Origin of the sequence: Nereida ignava (assembly GCF_001049735.1) — a bacterium.
In the GTDB taxonomy this organism is placed as follows: Bacteria; Pseudomonadota; Alphaproteobacteria; order Rhodobacterales; family Rhodobacteraceae; genus Nereida; species Nereida ignava.
Window position 1 is genome coordinate 151,614 of record NZ_CVPC01000002.1, and the last position, 17,643, is coordinate 169,256.

The following is a 17,643-nucleotide window of genomic DNA, read 5'->3' on the forward strand; positions in this document are numbered from 1 at the left end:
AGATTTCGAGCAGCGAGGTCTACGCCGAGCGCCGCCGCCTTCTGCCCCCTGATCCGCCGCCAGACCCTTGATTGAAGCTGACATCAGGTAAATCAGCAATACTGCGCAAGGTCGGGAAGGGGTCCGTTTTATGGGGAATGGCGTTGGCGTTTACAAAGTGCTCTTGAAACTTTGGCTCAATCGCAGTTTCAACTTTCTCGATCGCGCGGACGGTTTTGCTGATGTCAATTCGGGACTGACGGTTGCAAAGCGCAATGCGCGCGCCATGGCCTGCAGCGTTGCCCGCAGAGGTCACTTTATCCAGTGCCGCGTCAGGGATCATACCAAGCACCATCGCGTGTTTGGGGCTAATATGGGCACCAAAAGCGCCCGCAAGAGTTATGCGGTCAACTGTCTCAACGCCCATTTGGTCCATCAAAAGCCGCGCTCCTGCATAAAGCGCGGATTTGGCCAGCTGGATCGCGCGAATGTCACCTTGGGTTACAGTAATTACGGGGCCGTCATGGGCGCTGCCGTCGTACAACACATAGCTGTGCGTCCGACCATCGACGATACACCTGTCCGTGCCTGTTTGTTCCGCCGAGCCAATCAAGCCAGAGGGGTCAAGAAGGCCTGCCATGCGCATTTCCGCAACGGCTTCGATGATGCCAGAGCCGCAAATACCCGTGATGCCTGTAGAAGCTGTTTCGCTGGTAAAATCTGGATCGTCGGACCACAGATCAGAGCCGATGACACGGAAGCGCGGCTCTTTTGTAACGGGGTTTATCTCTATGCGCTCAATCGCACCCGGCGCTGCGCGTTGGCCGCTTGAGATTTGCGCACCTTCAAAAGCGGGACCCGTGGGCGATGAACAGGCGAGTACTTTTTCTTTGTTACCAAGCAGGATCTCTGCGTTGGTTCCAACATCAACAACCAAGGTCAACTCGTCTGATTGATCTGGCGCCTCCGAAAGCGCGACCGCCGCTGCGTCAGCGCCGACGTGGCCCGCGATGCAGGGCAAGATGAAAACCCGCGCCGATTGATGCATTGCGGTCAGATCAAGATCGGATGCAGGCAGTTCAAGCACTTCTGATGTGGCCAAGGCAAAAGGCGCTTGCCCAAGCTCAACCGGATCAATGCCAAGGAGCAGGTGGTGCATCACAGGGTTACAAACGAACACTGTTTCGACGATGTGTTTCGGGTCAATGTCGCCTTGGGTTGCAAGAGTTTCCGTCAGCTCGTTGATTGCGGCACGCACGGCGTTCGTCATTTCAACATCACCGCCGGGGTTCATCATCACATAGGATACCCGTGACATCAGGTCTTCGCCAAAGCGGATTTGTGGGTTCATCAGACCCGCTGAAGTAAGAACATCACCGGTTGTCAGGTCACACAGATGTGCCGCGATGGTGGTGGAGCCAAGATCGATTGCAAGACCGTAAAGAGGGCCCTCGAAGAAGCCGGGCCAAACATCAATCACACGCTGGGGTCCGTGATCGGGGCGGTGCAGTGCGACTGTGACGGTCCACTCGCCCTTGCGCAGACTTTTTTGCAGCTGATGTAAAACTTTAAGATCGGACTCTACATCATTGATATTCCATTTATTTTCTAAGGCGCGCTTTAGTCGCTCAAGATCACCGGTGGGTTCATGCATATCCGGCTCGTCGACGCTGACCAGATAGAGCCGTGTTGCAGGATCAAGAATAATGGGGCGGGTCGATGCTTCTTTACGAACAACTTGTTTGTGGACCTGTGAAGTCGCAGGCACGTCGATGACAATGTCGCCTTGAACAGTCGCCTGACAGCCAAGACGCCGTCCTTCGATCAAGCCGCGCTTGTCATCATAGCGCTGTTCAACGCTGTTCCATTCCGAAAGCGCGTCTTGATGGACGGTCACGCCATGCTTGGGGAAATCACCAAATGACGGCGTGATCTGACATTTCGAGCAAATCCCACGCCCGCCACAGACTGAGTCGAGATCCACTCCCAATTGACGCGCGGCGGTCAGGATCGGCGTGCCCACGGGAAACGTGCCGCGCTTACCTGATGGCGTGAAAATAACGAGTGGATCAGACATTATGTGTTCCTTGAAATCGTAGTGATTAACCCAATCAATGAGACTTAAGTTTAGCCGCGGCGGCGACGGCGTCCCCCTGCACGCCCACCAGAGGGGGCAGCATCCGGGTCTTTGTTAAAGTTGATCCATGCAGCGCCAGACGGGTCATGATCCATCAAGAAGTTTGCAGCGCGAATGGCCTCCATCTCTTTGCCGGGGCGCGCCAAAGTGCTGCCCATACCCATGAGTTTAACGAAAGTTTCATCGTCCATATCATCTGGGATGATCACACCTGCTTCGAGCAGCTTTTCCTTACGCTCTGCAATTTTGATGGGCCCGATTGGGAGGGCGATCGGGTTCATAATTGCGGAGGTCATGCCAGCAGTCATTGCCATTGGCAGGAACGCGTTGTTGATGCCGTGACGGTTTGGAAGACCGAAACTTACGTTAGAGGCACCGCAAGTTGTGTTGACGCCAAGCTCATCGCGCAAACGGCGCACGAGAGTGAAAACCTGCAGACCAGCAGTGCCCATCGCACCAACGGGCATCACGAGTGGGTCAACAACAATGTCATGGGCAGGGATGCCGAAGTCAGCGGCACGCTCAACGATCTTCTTGGCAACCGCAAAACGCACATCGGGGTCCTCGGAGATACCAGTGTCATCGTTCGAAATAGCGACCACTGGCACGTTGTATTTCTTCACAAGCGGCAGGACCAGCTCCAGCCGTTCTTCCTCACCAGTGACTGAGTTCAGCAATGGACGTCCTTCAGCAGCAGCCAGACCATTTTCAAGCGCACCGGGAACAGAGCTGTCGATACAAAGCGGCACGTCGACGATTGCTTGAACGCGCTCAACCATTTCGCGCATCAAAGGGGGTTCGACAAAGTTGTTGTCCGCATAGCGGGGGTCTTCGGCCATTTTGTTGGTGAAAACTGCGCCAGAGTTAATGTCGAGGATATCGGCACCCGCAGCAACCTGCGCAATTGCGTCGGCCTCAACCCGTGAAAAATCACCCGCTTCCAACTCCTCGGCCAGCTTTTTACGACCCGTTGGATTGATGCGCTCACCGATCACGCAGAACGGCTCGTCAAACCCGATAATCGCTGTCTTGGTCTTTGATTCAATTACTGTACGGGTCATTTTTAGTCCTGTGCGTTAAGGTTAGGTGTGCCAGCTGCGCCACCGTTTTCGGTGACCCATGTTGCGTTTGTTTTGATGCCGCCCAGCGGGAAGAAGTGGACGTGTGTGATGTTGAAATTCGGGTTTGCGGCTTTGTGTTCGGCCAGTTCAGTCAGAAATTCTGTTGGCTCAAACGGCAGCAGCAGCTTGGTTACGTCTTTGGCGCGTTTTTGTAACACCCGCAAAGACGCGCCCACACCGCAGGCGATAGAAAATTTGATCAGTGTCTGAAGTTTTGCAGGCCCAGCCACGCCAATGTGGATCGGGATGTTGATGCCAGCCTCAGCCAGATCATTTGCCCATGCGATCACAGGCTTTGCTTCAAAGCAGAACTGCGTGGCAAGAGCCATGTCAGCATCAGAGCTTTCAGCAAACTTTTGCTTCCATTCAAGGGCTTGCGTGACGTTCTTCATGCTGCCGTCGGGGTCAATGTCCTTGTTGCCCTCAGGGTGGCCCGCGACGTGAAGGCGTTTAAAGCCAGCCTCGCCAAATGCGCCAGTTTCAAGAAGCTGCATTGAGCTGTCAAAATCGCCGTGTGGTGTGGTGACGCCACCGGCAAGCAAAAGCGCTTGGTTCACATTCGCTTCACCTTGGTAGCGCGCGATCCAGTCTTTGAGCGTGGCGGTATCTTTGATGATGCGCGCAGGAAAATGCGGCATGACATCAAAACCTTGGCCGTTCAGACGCGCGGCGGTGGCAACCATATCTTCGATGGGCGTGCCTTCAATATGCGCGATATACACCCGTGTTTTTTGCGGCAGCAAAGCGCGAAAATCTTCAATTTTCTCAGCCGTGCGCGGCATGACTTCAATTGAGAAGTCTTGAAGGAAACTTTCCAGAACCGGATTGACGGGGGCGGGTGCCGACGCTTCTTTGCGTCCAAAGTTCAAAAGGGCCATTGTGGTGTCTCCGTCTAACTGGGCTGCGTCTACTGGGCCGCTTGTGCGGTGTTTTGGGCGGCGTCATGTGCCGGTGCCCAGCCATCTGCATCGATAAGTTGTTTCAGGCGGGCTTGGTCGTATTCCGCATCAATGCGTGCAACCTCGGCTTCTGCAACATCTGCATCTGTGCCTTCAACGGTGTAGGGGGGCGCTTTGTGCCATTCGGCCAAATAGTCATCACTTTCCGCCGCACCAGATTTCATCGCTGCCCGGTCAATGGCTTGCTCGAACCGTTCGGGCAAAGGCAGTTTTGTACCGCGCCGGCCTTTACCAACGATAACCTGTGCAGGCATGTCGCGCCAATAAACGATTGTGACTTCGGCCATGTGATTCCGCCCTCCGTTAAGGTGTTACGTGACACTCGCGCAGCGCGCTCAAAAAACGACGCTTGTTTTCGACATGATGTGCGCGCCATGCGACTTTCATTCAATTTACATATCCGCTGACCAACACCTCTGCGAGGGCAGTACCGTTGAGAATTATACATCATCTTTATGCAGGCAATTCTTGCGCGGGGCGGGATGCGGGTTTATGGTGAAGGTAACTTGATATGAAAGGCGTTTATGATGACGCCACTGCGTCCCTCTGGTGCGGCCGCGGTCCCGAAATTGGTAGAACGACCCGCGCCTCGAAGAAAGGGCTCGGACAAAGCGCCGCTATATGCAGCACTTGATCTGGGCACGAACAGTTGCCGCATGCTGATTGCGCGCCCCGACGGCGCTCAATTCCGCATCGTGGATAGTTTCTCGAAATCCGTCCAGCTTGGGGTGGGGCTTGAGAGCAGCGGAAAGCTAAGCCGCGCGTCCATGGCGCGTACGGTGCAGGCTATGCGCATCTGTAAGCAAAAGCTTAAAAAGCATGGAGTCAAGCGGATGAAGCTTGTCGCTACAGAAGCGTGCAGGCGTGCTGGCAATGCACAGGATTTCATCCGCTACATCAAACGTGAAACGGGACTTAGCCTTGATATTATTGCGCCTGAGGAAGAGGCCCGCTTGGCAGTTATCTCCTGTGCGCCGCTTGTGTCGCGCAAAACCGAACAGCTTTTGGTGGTTGATATCGGCGGTGGGTCGACGGAATTGGTTTGGATTGATTTGTCGCAAGTTGAACCAAATTCCCGCGCTCAAGCCATTATGGCGCTGCATCAGGGGTTTGAATTTGCAGGCGGTGCCCGTGTTGTTGACTGGATCTCCGTGCCTTTGGGTGTCGCGACGCTACGCGAGCAATTTAGCGATGTGGCCGATGATGCGGCGTGTTTTGCGCTTATGTCTTGGTTTTTTGAGGAAAATCTTGCGCCGTTTGCGCCCTATGCCGAAGAACAGTCCCGCGAAGGGTTTCAGATTATTGGCACCAGCGGCACTGTAACTACAGTCGCCGCTTCACATTTGGGATTGCGGCGTTATGACCGCTCGAAAGTGGACGGCATGCGAATGACGTCCGATGAAATTGATGCTGTGATACGAGACTACCTTTCAATGGGGCCAGAAGGCCGCCGCAACGACCCGCGCATTGGCCGTGATCGGCACGCGCTGATCATGTCAGGCTCGGCGATTTTGCAGGCCTTGTTGCGCTCGTGGCCAACGGACCGGTTGTCTGTTGCGGACCGTGGTTTGCGCGAAGGGTTGCTTTATGCACAGATGTCTCAAGATGGCGTTCTGGAGGACGTGACTTATGGTTAAAAAACCCGGTGAAAATACGTCAGGACGCGGACAGCGGGACCTGAAAGTAAAAGTCAAATCAGCACGTGGGCGGCGGATGTCGTCGACGCTGTGGTTGCAGCGCCAACTCAACGATCCCTATGTAAAGCGCGCCCAGGCGGATGGATATCGTGGTCGTGCGGCTTATAAAATACTGGAACTTGATGATAAGTTCCGGTTTTTGGTGCCGGGCGCGCGCGTCGTTGATTTGGGCTGTGCGCCTGGTGGGTGGTGTCAGGTCGCGACCAAACGGGTTAACGCCATGGGAGATCGCGCCGGCAAACGCCAAGGCACAATTCTGGGGATTGATTTGCAACAAGTCGAGCCGATCGCCGGCTGCGAGTTGCACGTTTTGGATTTTCTTGAAGACGGTGCCGATGACAAAGTCAAAGGTTGGCTTGGCGGGCAGGCGGACGTGGTTATGTCCGATATGGCGGCGTCCAGTTCCGGTCACAAACAGACGGACCACCTACGCATCATGGCGCTGTGCGAAGCGGCTGCTTATTTTGCGTTCGATGTGCTTGATGAGGGGGGGACGTTTGTCGCCAAAGTGCTTGCCGGTGGTGCGGAGGGTGATCTGCAGAAATTGTTGAAGCAGCAATTCACGAAGGTCCACAATGTGAAACCGCCTGCGTCACGTTCCGATAGTTCAGAGAAATTTGTCGTCGCAACGGGCTTCAGAGGCGGTGCGCATTAAGCTCGGACTTGCGAGCGTCTGCACAGTTTGTTAGCGCTCTCATTTAAGGGGTAGGAGTGGTAACTTGGCTGACGATACACTTTACGATTTGTTTATTATTGGCGGTGGCGTGAACGGCTGCGGCATTGCGCGTGATGCCCAAGGGCGCGGGCTTAACGTGGCGCTTGCGGAGATGAATGACCTTGGATGGGCCACATCGTCCTCATCGACCAAACTGTTCCATGGCGGGCTGCGGTACCTTGAGTTTTTCGAATTCCGCTTGGTAAAAGAAGCACTGATCGAGCGTGAAATCTTACTAAGTGCGATGCCGCATATCTCTTGGCCCATGCGTTTTGTGCTGCCGTTTCACCGTGACATGCGGTTTGAAGGCAATACCCCCACGTCGAAACTGCTCAGTTTTGTGATGCCGTGGATGAAGGGACGAAGAACGTCTTGGCTGATCCGGGTTGGGCTATTTCTTTATGATAACATGGGTGGGCGAAAACTTTTGCCTGCTACGAAAACTGTTGATCTGAAGACGGACCCTGTGGGTGCGCCCCTCGATGACCGTTTTGCCAAAGCGTTTGAATACAGCGATTGCTGGATTGAGGACAGCCGTCTTGTGATCCTTAATGCCCGTGATGCCCAAGCACGCGGCGCCAACATTATGCCGCGCACCAAAGTCCTTTCTGCGGATCGTTTTGACGATCATTGGAAAGTAACTGTTGAAGGTGGACAGGTGTATCACGCCAAATGCCTGGTCAACGCTGGCGGTCCTTGGGTTGAGGACATTATCCGGGGCACAATTCGGCAAAACACGACCGAAGGTGTACGCCTTGTCCGCGGCTCGCATATTGTCACCAAGCGGCTGTTTAACCACGATAAATGCTACTTTTTTCAAGGTGAAGACGGCCGCATTATCTTTGCCATCCCCTATGAAACTGACTTCACTTTGATCGGCACAACGGATGCGGACCATGACAGTGCGGACACTCGTCCGCAGATCAGTGATGGAGAACGCGACTATCTGATCAATTTTGTGAACGGCTACGTAAAGCAGGACATCACCAAAGAAGACGTAGTGTGGACATATGCCGGTGTTCGGCCGCTTTATGATGACGGCGCGACAAGTGCTACGGCAGCCACCCGTGATTATGTCCTCAGCCTTGATGAAACGGCTGCCCCTGTTTTGAACATTTTCGGTGGGAAAATTACGACCTACCGGAAACTGGCTAAACACGCTTTGGCCAAGCTGACAGATATTTTTCCGAAGATGAGTGGCGATTGGACCGCAGGTGTTCCGATGCCTGGGGGGGACTTTCCCGTAAATGGCGTGCAAGATTTGGTGACAGATTTGCAGACTGCATATCCGTTCTTGGATGATCGTTGGGCACTGCGAATGATCCGCGCCTATGGAACCGAAGCGCGGGATGTTTTGGGTGATGCCAAAACGATTGATGATCTAGGCACCGATTTTGGGGCAACGTTGACAGAGGCCGAATTGCGGTGGATGCGAGATGCTGAGTTTGCAACATGTGCCGAGGATGCCGTTTGGCGGCGCACAAAGCTTGGTCTGCGATTAAGTGCAGAACAAGTGTCCGCAATTGATGCGTGGTTTGTAGATAACCAGCTGTAATTAAGTTGTTTTATGGGGCGGACAGGTGTCTCATTAGCGTCGAAAAGGCGGATAAAAAGGGAGAGCGTAACATGCGATATATTATGGCAATTGATCAGGGTACCACATCAAGCCGTGCTATCCTGTTTGACGAAAATATGCAGCGCCAAGCCACAGCCCAAGAAGAATTCCCACAGCATTTCCCGCACTCTGGCTGGGTCGAACATGACCCTATGGATCTGTGGTCGAGTACAGCTGCGGTTTGCCGTTCGGTCATGGAAAAGGCTGATATATCCGCAGATCATATTGTTGCGATCGGCATCACAAATCAGCGTGAAACAACAGTGGTTTGGGATAAAGAGACAGGTCAGCCGCTTGGAAACGCAATTGTCTGGCAGGACCGTCGGACATCTGCGCTTTGTCAGGCTCTGAAGGCCGATGGGCATGAAGCACTCATTACCGAGCGGACGGGATTGCTGCTTGATCCCTATTTTAGTGCCACAAAACTGAAATGGATATTGGACGAAAGTGAGGGTGCGCGTGAGGCGGCCAAAAACGGTAAGTTGCTGTTTGGGACTGTCGATAGCTTTATCATCTGGAAGCTCACAGGCGGTGCGTCCCATGTAACAGACGCCACAAATGCTGCTCGCACCATGCTTTATGACATTCGCAACGGACAGTGGGACGCGGACATCTGTTCGCTGCTTGATATCCCGATGGAAATGCTGCCCGTTGTTAAGGATAGTGCGGTGCATTTCGGAGACACGCGCGCCGATCTGTTTGGAAAACCCCTTCCAATTCTTGGAGTTGCGGGAGATCAACAAGCGGCGACCATAGGGCAGGCGTGTTTCAAACCCGGTATGCTTAAGTCGACGTATGGCACTGGCTGCTTTGCCCTTTTGAATACAGGCGAGACACTTGTCCGCAGTGAAAACCGACTTTTGAGCACAATTGCGTATCAGCTTAACGGCGCGCCGACCTACGCCCTTGAAGGGTCTATATTTATCGCTGGCGCCGTTGTTCAATGGATGCGTGACGGTGCCAAAATGATACGTGAGGCAAGTGAAACCCAAGCATTGGCTGAGGCCGCAGATGAAACGCAGCCGCTTTATCTTGTGCCCGCGTTCACCGGACTTGGTGCGCCGTATTGGGATGCGGATTGCCGTGGCGCGATTTTTGGTTTGACCCGTGGTTCGGGACCGGCAGAGTTTGCACGCGCGGCCCTTGAAAGTGTGGGCTATCAAACGCGTGATCTACTTGAAGCAATGACTGCGGATTGGAGCGGCGGTGCAGAGGCGGCTGTTTTGCGGGTTGATGGCGGGATGAGCGCCTCAGACTGGACCATGCAGTTTTTGGCGGACATCATTGGGGCGCAAGTTGACCGCCCCGAGGTTTTGGAAACCACTGCACTTGGTGCAGCTTGGCTTGCGGGAATGCAGGCCGGCATTTATCCGGACCAAGCAGGATTTGCTGACAATTGGGCGCTTGATCGTCGGTTTGAGCCAAAAATGACTGATAATGATAGATCGCAGAAATATGCGGGATGGAAAGACGCCGTTCGCCGGACATTGAGCTAAGCCGTTTCTGCTTGGCCTGCCAGTTGTTGAACACTACGGTGCGCCAATGATCAGAGCCTTTTGCATAGCAGTGTGTGTTTTCATCAGCGTTGCGACATCGCTGCGTGCCGATCAGATCACCGTATTTGCCGCATCAAGCCTCAAGCCCGTTTTTGATAAACTCGTCCCGCTATATGAGACTGAGACGGGGGGGCGTGTCTCTGTGTCGTTTGCTGGCACGGCCACAAACGTTCGGCAAATTCAGCAAGGCGCACAGGCCGATGTGTTTGTGTCTGCAAATATTACTTGGGCCGATGTGCTTCAAAACGACGAAAGCCTTGTCGTGCAAGCAAGAGCAATAATCGCAAAGAACCGTTTGGTTTTGGTAAGCGCGACGGAGCTTGGTTCATTTGAGCTGAACGACCCGCAGCACTGGAACGCGGCGCTTCGGGGGGGGCGATTAGCGGTAGGGTTAACCCAAGCTGTGCCCGCCGGAATTTATGCGCGGCAAGCGCTTGAGCGGCTAAGTATATGGGATGATGTGCAAGATACACTTGTTGAGGCATCTAGCGTGCAGGGCGTGCTGAATTTCGTCAGACGTGGCGAAGTGCCTCTTGGGATCGTTTACTTAACGGATGCATTAAGTATCACCAAGGGTGTTTATAAAGTCGCTTTGTTTGATGAGAATTTGCACGATCCTATTGAGTATCCGGCCTTGGCTTTGACGCAAGCGGGTAGCGATTTTGTGGATTTTCTATTGCGGCCTGAAACGCAGAGAATTCTGTTAGATATGGGATTTGAAACGCCATGATGGCCGAGGTCTCGCCGCAGGTTTGGCAAGCCGTTTGGCTGTCTCTAAAAGTAGCAAGCGTTGCTACGGTTTGTGCGTTGCCGGTGGCCGTTCTTGTGGCATATCTACTCACGCGTGTGGTCTTTTGGGGCAGGGGGTTGTTGACTGTTGTTGTTTACCTTCCCCTTGTTTTGCCGCCAGTTGTGACGGGCTACGCGCTACTTTTGATGTTTGGCTCAAACGGTTATGTCGGTTCGCTGCTCGCTGACTTGGGGATTGTTTTCGCCTTTCGCTGGACCGGGGCAGTGCTGGCTGCGGCGATCATGGGGTTTCCCCTTATGGTCCGTGCAATCCAGCAAGCGCTTGACGCATCTGACAAAGGTTTTGAGGCGGCGGCAGCCAGCCTTGGGGCTTCAAAAATAATATGTTTTCTGACAATCACATTGCCGCTGATCGCACCTGGCGTATTGGCGGGCGCCATACTTGGATTTGCCAAGGCACTTGGTGAATTTGGTGCCACAATAACATTTGTTGCAAGCATTCCAGGTCAAACTCAAACCATCCCGTCTGCAATCTACAACTTCTTACAAATCCCGAATGGTGAGCCCGTAGTCATGTGGTTGGTCGGAATATCAGTTCTATTGTCTGTCGTCGCACTCGCGGCCAGTGAACTGCTCGGACGCTGGATGAGAAAGCACGGCCTGTGATGTTTGATCTGCGGGTACGGCATCAATTCAACGCGGCCAGTCTTGATGTGCATGTTCGCTCGGATGCCCGCGTTCTGGCGCTTTTTGGACCGTCCGGCGCTGGCAAAACGTCGCTGATCAAAGCGCTTGAGGGGAGTTTTGCTCCAGAGTTCGCTGTCTTGAAAGCGGCAGGTAAAACACTGCTCGACACAACGCAGTCAATTCGTGTTCCAACGCACCGCAGACGGCTTGGGGTAATCTACCAAGACGCGCGTTTGTTCCCGCATATGACCGTTGATGGAAATCTTCGCTATGCTGAACAGTTTGGTCGCGCAAAAAAACTTAATGGCGCGTTTGAAGAGGTGGTTGATCTGCTAGGCCTTGAACGCGTCTTGCACCAGCGCCCCGCAACGTTATCCGGTGGCGAGGCGCAGCGCGTTGCCATTGGCAGGGCAATTTTATCTCAGCCTCGTGCGCTACTTTTGGACGAGCCGCTTGCCGGAATTGATCAAGCAAGGAGGGAAGAAATTATTCCGTACCTGCTGCGCCTTAAACGCGAGCTTTCTTTGCCGATGATCCTTGTAAGTCACGATTTGAACGATGTTGTCCGACTTGCTGATGATGTTGCCTTGATTGATGAAGGCCGCGTGGTGAAGCAGGGAGCGCTGGCTGATGTCTTGGCCAATCCTGAATTGTCACAGTTCTTTGGCCCGTCTCAAACCGGTGCTGTTATTAATGGTCATGTCGTTGCACATCATCCTGATGGCATCACCGAGATTGCTACATCCGCAGGGTCCGCGATGTTGGCCCAAATTGAGACTAAAGTCGGCGCGGATGTGCGTATACGGGTCCTTGCAAAGGACGTGATGATTTCGCGGGAGAAACCGATTGGGTTAAGCGCGCTCAATATTTGGCATGGATCCATCGTTAGTATCACGCCCGCAGGCGCGCGCGGCGTTGTGGTTGACCTAAAATGTGGCAGTGATCACATCCTAGCTTTTGTGACAAACCGATCATTGCAAGCCCTCGCACTTGAGGTGGGCGCAGCGTGTTGGCTGGTCGTTAAGTCTCTGTCGTTAACTGATCCCCAAATTTCATAGCCACCGCGTTCATAGGCGCATAGTTCCTCAAATTTTATTCATTTATGGTCTAGAGCACCGCATTTGATGGCGCCTCTTTAAGCCTTTTTTCATGTCTGACGGTCAACGCTTGCACAAAGGCTCCGATATCTCTGGGCCATATATTTGAGCAAAAAAGGGTTTTCCGCATGGGCTTGAAAAAGATCAATATCTCAACTTGGCTGCCAATTGCGATGGTGCTGCTGGCCGCCGTTTCACTTACGATTACTTCGTTTTTTTCGTATCACGACACGCGCGAGGTGTTGCTGAAAGACGCCGAATTACGATTGACGGGTCTTGCTGCTGATCGTCGGTCCAAACTCGACCTTTGGTTGGAGGGCGTCGACAAAGAGTTGGAGACGATCGCAGAGGCGTCGGCGGCGGTTACGGCGCTTGAAGATTTTTCCTATGCGTGGTCGGGGCTGAGCTCAGAGGGTTCTGCAACTGCAGCACTTCAGCGGCAGTTTATTGATGAAAACCCTTTTGCTTTGGGCGACCGCGACAAGCTTGAGGTGTTGAAAACTGGCGGGCGGTATAGCCAAGCCCACCAAAGCCACCATCCGGTTTTGCGTACGCTTGGCGAGCGGGGCGGTTACTACGACCTGTTCTTGATCGATAATTCCGGCAATGTGATCTACTCGGTGGAAAAAGAGGCTGATTTTGCCACGAACATTCTTACTGGCCCGTATAAGTCATCAGGGCTGAGCGTAGCTTTTCAGAAAGTTGTTCAGATTGCTAATGGTGAGTTGAGCGAGACTGCTGCATTCACAGATTTTGAGCCATACGCCCCAAGCGCGGGTGCGCCAGCAAGTTTTGTTGGGCGGCCCATTTACTCACAATTTGGAAATATGGCCGGTGCGGTCGTGTTACAATTGCCGACCGATAAAGTTGCAGCCCTTTTGACCGATTCAGCCGGTCTTGGTGAGACTGGCGATGCGTTTCTTCTTAGCTCTGACGGTGAGTTGAAAACCCAGCCGAGAACATTTGCTGACCAAGTCCCGCTCCAAGCAGCTCTAGATGAAACAGCCCTCGAACGGCTTAACAATTCCGAAGCTTCCGTGCTGCAAGCCGTCTTTTTTGGCGAGCCCGTTCTTGTCGGAAAAGCTACGCTAAACTTTCATGGAACAACGTGGAAAATGGTGGTTGTCTCGCGCATGTCAGAGGTTTTTGAACGTGCGGCTGAATTGCGCAACAGCCTAATCGTGCAAGTTGCGGCGACATTGGCGATTATTGTTGTGATCGGCTTTTTCTTGGCTCGCTCTGTGAGTAAACCATTGCTCCATGTGGCAAGCGACATGCGCCGCGTTGCAGGCCGTGACTATGACACGACTGTTCGCGGGCTATCGCGCGGTGATGAAATTGGTCAAATCGCGGGAACTCTTGATGAATTCAGGACAAAACTTGGCTCCGCCGAGGAACAACAACTGGAAGCGATGCTGAAAGGCGCTGCCTTTCAAAGCGGCTCTGGAGCGATGTTTGTTATGAACGGTCAGAAGCATGTGGTCTACGCCAACGAGAGTTTCTTTGAGTTGCTTGGAACCCTCGGATTGAACTGCGACGAAGATGATCTGGATCAACCTATCGCAAAGCTTGCGCCATTCCTCGAAGATGCAGTCACCAAGACGTCGAGCTTTCCCACGAAACTGGACGTGTCCCACGAAGATCAGCAAATTTCTGTGACGATGAATGATATCATCGGTGAGAATGACGAAGTTATGGGCATAGTTGTTGAAGTTGGTAATGTAACTGAACGACGTACAACTGCGGCAATTCTTGACGCAATCGAACAGCAGCAGGCGAAAGTTGAACTGACGCCAACTGGTGACATTATTTCAGCCAATGAGATCTATAAGAACGCCGTTGGTGAGGAGGGAATGCGTAACGGATTCTTTGCGAACTTCCGTGATCTTGCGGATAACAGAGCATTGCGTTGGCAAGATGTTATTGCATCAGGCGGCTACATGGGGCTGTTTGAATTGACTCTCAGTAGTGGTCATACCGTCAACTTTGAGGGTGGCTTCCATTTTGTACGTGACCAAGATGATGACGTCCGTCAAGTTGTACTGCTCGCCAACGACGTAACCAAAGTGCAGCAAGCGATTGCAGTATCAGAGGCAGCGCGTAAAGAGACAGCACAAGCGCAAAAGCAGGTTGTTGACGCTCTGAAAATGGGTCTGGACCGCTTGGCTGATGGCGAATTGACGGTGCGTTTGCATGAACCCTTCCATGAAGACTACGAAATGTTGCGCGACAACTTCAACCGTACCTGTGAAACGCTGATGAACGCTATTGCAGGCGTTGGCGAAAATGCCGAGACCATTCGCGGTGAGGCCGCTGAAATTTCGAGTGCTGCAGACAGCTTGTCACAACGCACGGAACGGCAGGCAGCATCTTTGGAAGAAACTGCAGCGGCACTTGATGAACTGACAACATCCGTGGCTTCTGCTGCACAAGGCGCAAAAACGGCCAGCGATGTAGTTATTGAGGCACGTACAAACGCTGAAGAAAGCGGTGAGGTGGTTCAACAAGCTGTCGTCGCGATGGGTGAAATTGAAAGTTCATCGGGTCAAATTTCGAAAATCAGCGGAGTAATCGAGGATATCGCATTTCAAACCAACTTACTGGCTCTCAATGCCGGCGTTGAGGCGGCGCGAGCGGGTGATGCAGGACGCGGGTTCGCAGTTGTTGCCTCAGAGGTGCGTGCGCTCGCACAGCGATCTTCTGACGCCGCACGAGAAATCAACGATTTGATCGCCCAGAGTACTACCCAAGTTCAAAAGGGTGTTGGGTTGGTCGGCAATACGGGGACTGCGCTAACGGGGCTGGTCCAGTCCGTCAAGACAATCGCAGAGCACGTCAGTGAAATTGCACAATCCGCGCAAGAGCAATCTGGCAACCTTGCCGAGATTAACAGTGCCATCAACGAGTTGGACCAAGTGACTCAACAAAACGCTGCGATGTTTGAAGAGACCACGGCTGCCAGCCATTCTTTGACACAACAGGCAAACGCCTTGCGCGCATCTATGGCAAAATTTGTCACAACCAAAGGCGTACAAAACGTTGTGGACATGCAACCGAATAGAACCGTGAAGCAAGCCATTGAAACCAAACGTCCGATGGCCGTTGGTGAGACCGGTGAGGCCGTGCTCGATGATGGTTGGGAGGAATTCTAGGAGTGATCCGTTCGCCCCTAAATCCTCAAAGGTCCGGCTCAGTGACCGCGCGCTCCGGAATTGGAGCGCGCGGTCAACGTGATGCTGTAGTCGTGCCACTCATCCAGGGTGAAATTAAAGTATCAGCAAGGCCTTTGGAATGCATCTCAACGTTGTTGGGCTCGTGTGTTTCGGTTTGCCTATTTGATCCCGAGACAGGTGTTGGTGGTATGAACCATATGCTGCTGGCAGGAAAACTTCTTAATGATCCCAATGGTATTCGTGCCTCGACAAATGAAATTGAACGGCTGATCAATGCAACATTGAAGGCCGGTGCCGTTCGTACAAATCTTCATGCTAAATTATTTGGCGGTGCGCAAATTACGCGTGGCTTGACGACGGTTGGTGAGACGAACGGAGCTTTTGCGGAAAGCTATTTGCAACGCGAAGGTATCGACGTGGATGCTAGCAGTCTTGGTGGTGACAAAGCGCGACGGGTTCATTTCTGGCCTACGACAGGTCGCGTAAAGATGAAATTCGTCGAAGATATTGTCGTCGCGCCACCGCGTATTCCGCGTTCAGTTATGAAGGATGTGGGTGATGTTGAGCTATTTTGAAACGCAGCTGCGCTTTTGCAGAGAGTGGTTAAAAAAGCTCAACTGCGCCGTTTGTTGCGCGGTTGGGTGTATCCTTCAGACCCAGTGCAACAAGGCTGATTTCCAGCTTCACAGACTGTAAGACTTCAGAAACTTTTATCACTGAGTTAGCATTCAAAAGTACCACGATTGATGCGATATCAGTATTGATCTGTTGTGCGCGGTCTATTTCCTGCAGCTGCGTGATGCCCGCCTGTAACTGATGAGGCTCGGGTAAACTCATGAAGCCCGCCTCGATATTATCAAGGCAGGTTTTGAGTGCGTGATTTAGGGTCGCTATTGCTGCAATCAGCTCTATTTGGGTTAGCTCAGCCCGCATTAAAGACGGCCCGTAACTTGTTCAATGCACTTCAATAGATCGGCGTTTTGAAATGGCTTCTTGATAAAGTTGTTCATGCCAAGCTTTTTGCCGTGCTCAATCACCTGAGGGTTCGTCGTGCCAGTGATCAAAATGAAGCCAATTCCCTTCGTCGCAGGGTTACTGCGCAGAGCATGCAAAAGGTGCAGCCCGTCCATTTCAGGCATATTGTAGTCCGACAAAACAAGGTGGACGGGCGTCTTAGCAATCATTGCTAGCGCTGTTTTTCCGTCCGGTGCGGATAGCACTTGCCGAATGCCAAAACCGTCGAGGCTTTGTGCAAGAAGGCCGCGACTTGTCGACATGTCGTCAACGATCATAACGCGAATTTGGTCTCTAAGTGCCATACTAGCCTCGTGAATTTGATTTATAAATAGTTGTGCCAACCGCTTCAAAGCCGAGCTGGTGGGGGTCATCAAGCCGCTCTGAGTGTCCTAAAAACAAGATCCCATCGGGCTTTAGAGCGGCTTGAAAACGCGGCCACAAACGCGCCTGTATGGCTGCGTCGAAATAAATGACGACATTTCGGCAAAAGATCAGGTCAAACTGTTTGGTCATTGGCCAATCAGAAATCAAATTAAGAGTTCCGAAAACAATGTGTTTGCGAACGTTCGCTGAGACAGTTTCTGAAGACAGACCAACGTCGTTTCCAAAGAGCGTTTTGTTTACGCGCCCAAATGCAGATGCCGGATCTATAGGACTGTAAACACCAGTTCTGGCCCGTTCGACCACTTGTGGATCAATGTCAGTAGCCAGAATACGAAAGTTGGACTGCGGCCCAAATTCGTTCAAGAGGAGCCCTGCGATTGAGTACGGCTCTTCACCTGTGGAGCAGCCGGCTGACCAAATGCGCAAAGGCTCGGACTGTTTGAGCCTAGCTTCCAACTTCGTTCGGTACTCTCCAATAAGGTAGTCAAAATGATGTGGTTCGCGGAAAAACCGTGTCACATTCGTTGTGAGCGCACTTAACATCTGCCCAAACTCTTCCCCTTCAGCATCTTCAACATTTTTGAGATATTCGGAGAAATTGGATAGCCCTGTCGCGCGCAACCTCTTGGCCAAACGGGATTGCACCATCGGCTTCTTGGCCGTTTCCAGTACAATTCCCGTTCGTGCATACATCATTGCGGCAACCGCGTCGAAATGCGCATCAGTAAGCAGCGCTGTGCGCGTTTCCGATGTCAT

General features: G+C 52.8%; 16 protein-coding genes. 9 read left to right on the top strand and 7 right to left on the bottom strand.

Annotated elements, in window-relative coordinates:
• Positions 1 to 19: 19 nt before the first annotated feature.
• Genes NIG5292_RS00975 through NIG5292_RS00990 form a run of 4 tightly spaced genes read right to left on the bottom strand, consistent with a single transcriptional unit; the run spans position 20 to position 4,483 of the window.
• Positions 20 to 2,056, bottom strand: a complete 2,037-nt coding sequence (locus NIG5292_RS00975; protein WP_233488131.1) for an ASKHA domain-containing protein — start codon at positions 2,054 to 2,056, stop codon at positions 20 to 22.
• 50 nt (positions 2,057 to 2,106) lie between these two features.
• The gene (locus tag NIG5292_RS00980) at positions 2,107 to 3,177 is read right to left on the bottom strand and encodes a methyltetrahydrofolate cobalamin methyltransferase (protein ID WP_048597467.1); all 1,071 of its coding nucleotides are present in this window, start codon (positions 3,175 to 3,177) and stop codon (positions 2,107 to 2,109) included.
• Between the two features lie 2 nt (positions 3,178 to 3,179).
• The gene (locus NIG5292_RS00985) at positions 3,180 to 4,115 is read right to left on the bottom strand and encodes a methylenetetrahydrofolate reductase (protein ID WP_048597468.1); all 936 of its coding nucleotides are present in this window, start codon (positions 4,113 to 4,115) and stop codon (positions 3,180 to 3,182) included.
• 29 nt (positions 4,116 to 4,144) lie between these two features.
• Positions 4,145 to 4,483 carry a virulence factor gene (locus NIG5292_RS00990; RefSeq protein WP_048597469.1) on the bottom strand — a complete coding sequence of 113 codons (339 nt, stop codon included), beginning with the start codon at positions 4,481 to 4,483 and terminating at the stop codon, positions 4,145 to 4,147.
• Between the two features lie 240 nt (positions 4,484 to 4,723).
• On the opposite strand from NIG5292_RS00990, the gene NIG5292_RS00995 reads away from it, so the two are divergent.
• The 9 genes from NIG5292_RS00995 to NIG5292_RS01035 all read left to right on the top strand — a co-directional run bounded on the left by NIG5292_RS00995 (position 4,724) and on the right by NIG5292_RS01035 (position 16,061).
• On the top strand, positions 4,724 to 5,833 hold the full coding sequence (locus NIG5292_RS00995; protein ID WP_048597470.1) for a Ppx/GppA phosphatase family protein: 1,110 nt from the start codon (positions 4,724 to 4,726) through the stop codon (positions 5,831 to 5,833).
• The gene (locus NIG5292_RS01000) at positions 5,826 to 6,548 is read left to right on the top strand and encodes an RlmE family RNA methyltransferase (RefSeq protein ID WP_048597471.1); all 723 of its coding nucleotides are present in this window, start codon (positions 5,826 to 5,828) and stop codon (positions 6,546 to 6,548) included. Before NIG5292_RS00995 ends, NIG5292_RS01000 begins: the two co-directional genes overlap by 8 nt.
• A 64-nt stretch (positions 6,549 to 6,612) precedes the next feature.
• Complete coding sequence (gene glpD, locus NIG5292_RS01005; RefSeq protein ID WP_048597472.1) at positions 6,613 to 8,163, top strand: glycerol-3-phosphate dehydrogenase; 1,551 nt, start codon at positions 6,613 to 6,615, stop codon at positions 8,161 to 8,163.
• A gap of 71 nt (positions 8,164 to 8,234) precedes the next feature.
• Positions 8,235 to 9,719, top strand: coding sequence for a glycerol kinase GlpK (gene glpK, locus NIG5292_RS01010; protein ID WP_048597473.1), 1,485 nt, complete (start codon positions 8,235 to 8,237; stop codon positions 9,717 to 9,719).
• Between the two features lie 46 nt (positions 9,720 to 9,765).
• A complete protein-coding gene (gene modA / locus NIG5292_RS01015; RefSeq protein WP_074842047.1) occupies positions 9,766 to 10,509 on the top strand; it encodes a molybdate ABC transporter substrate-binding protein in 744 nt (247 codons plus the stop codon).
• The gene (modB, locus tag NIG5292_RS01020; RefSeq protein WP_082136586.1) at positions 10,509 to 11,195 is read left to right on the top strand and encodes a molybdate ABC transporter permease subunit; all 687 of its coding nucleotides are present in this window, start codon (positions 10,509 to 10,511) and stop codon (positions 11,193 to 11,195) included. The genes modA and modB overlap by 1 nt, the downstream gene beginning before the upstream one ends.
• Entirely contained in the window at positions 11,195 to 12,274 is a 1,080-nt protein-coding gene (modC, locus tag NIG5292_RS01025; RefSeq protein WP_048597476.1) for a molybdenum ABC transporter ATP-binding protein, read from the top strand. Before modB ends, modC begins: the two co-directional genes overlap by 1 nt.
• A gap of 167 nt (positions 12,275 to 12,441) precedes the next feature.
• The gene (locus NIG5292_RS14435; RefSeq protein WP_053084813.1) at positions 12,442 to 15,465 is read left to right on the top strand and encodes a methyl-accepting chemotaxis protein; all 3,024 of its coding nucleotides are present in this window, start codon (positions 12,442 to 12,444) and stop codon (positions 15,463 to 15,465) included.
• Positions 15,466 to 15,674: 209 nt separating this feature from the next.
• Positions 15,675 to 16,061 (top strand): chemotaxis protein CheD, encoded by a 387-nt coding sequence (locus NIG5292_RS01035; protein WP_143081938.1) that lies wholly within the window; start codon positions 15,675 to 15,677, stop codon positions 16,059 to 16,061.
• A 28-nt stretch (positions 16,062 to 16,089) separates the two neighbouring features.
• On the opposite strand, the gene NIG5292_RS01040 is transcribed toward NIG5292_RS01035, so the two are convergent.
• The 3 genes from NIG5292_RS01040 to NIG5292_RS01050 form a co-directional block, all read right to left on the bottom strand.
• Positions 16,090 to 16,323 (bottom strand): hypothetical protein, encoded by a 234-nt coding sequence (locus NIG5292_RS01040; protein WP_143081937.1) that lies wholly within the window; start codon positions 16,321 to 16,323, stop codon positions 16,090 to 16,092.
• 95 nt (positions 16,324 to 16,418) lie between these two features.
• A complete protein-coding gene (locus NIG5292_RS01045; RefSeq protein WP_048597478.1) occupies positions 16,419 to 16,805 on the bottom strand; it encodes a response regulator in 387 nt (128 codons plus the stop codon).
• Position 16,806: 1 nt separating this feature from the next.
• A complete protein-coding gene (locus NIG5292_RS01050; RefSeq protein WP_048597479.1) occupies positions 16,807 to 17,643 on the bottom strand; it encodes a CheR family methyltransferase in 837 nt (278 codons plus the stop codon).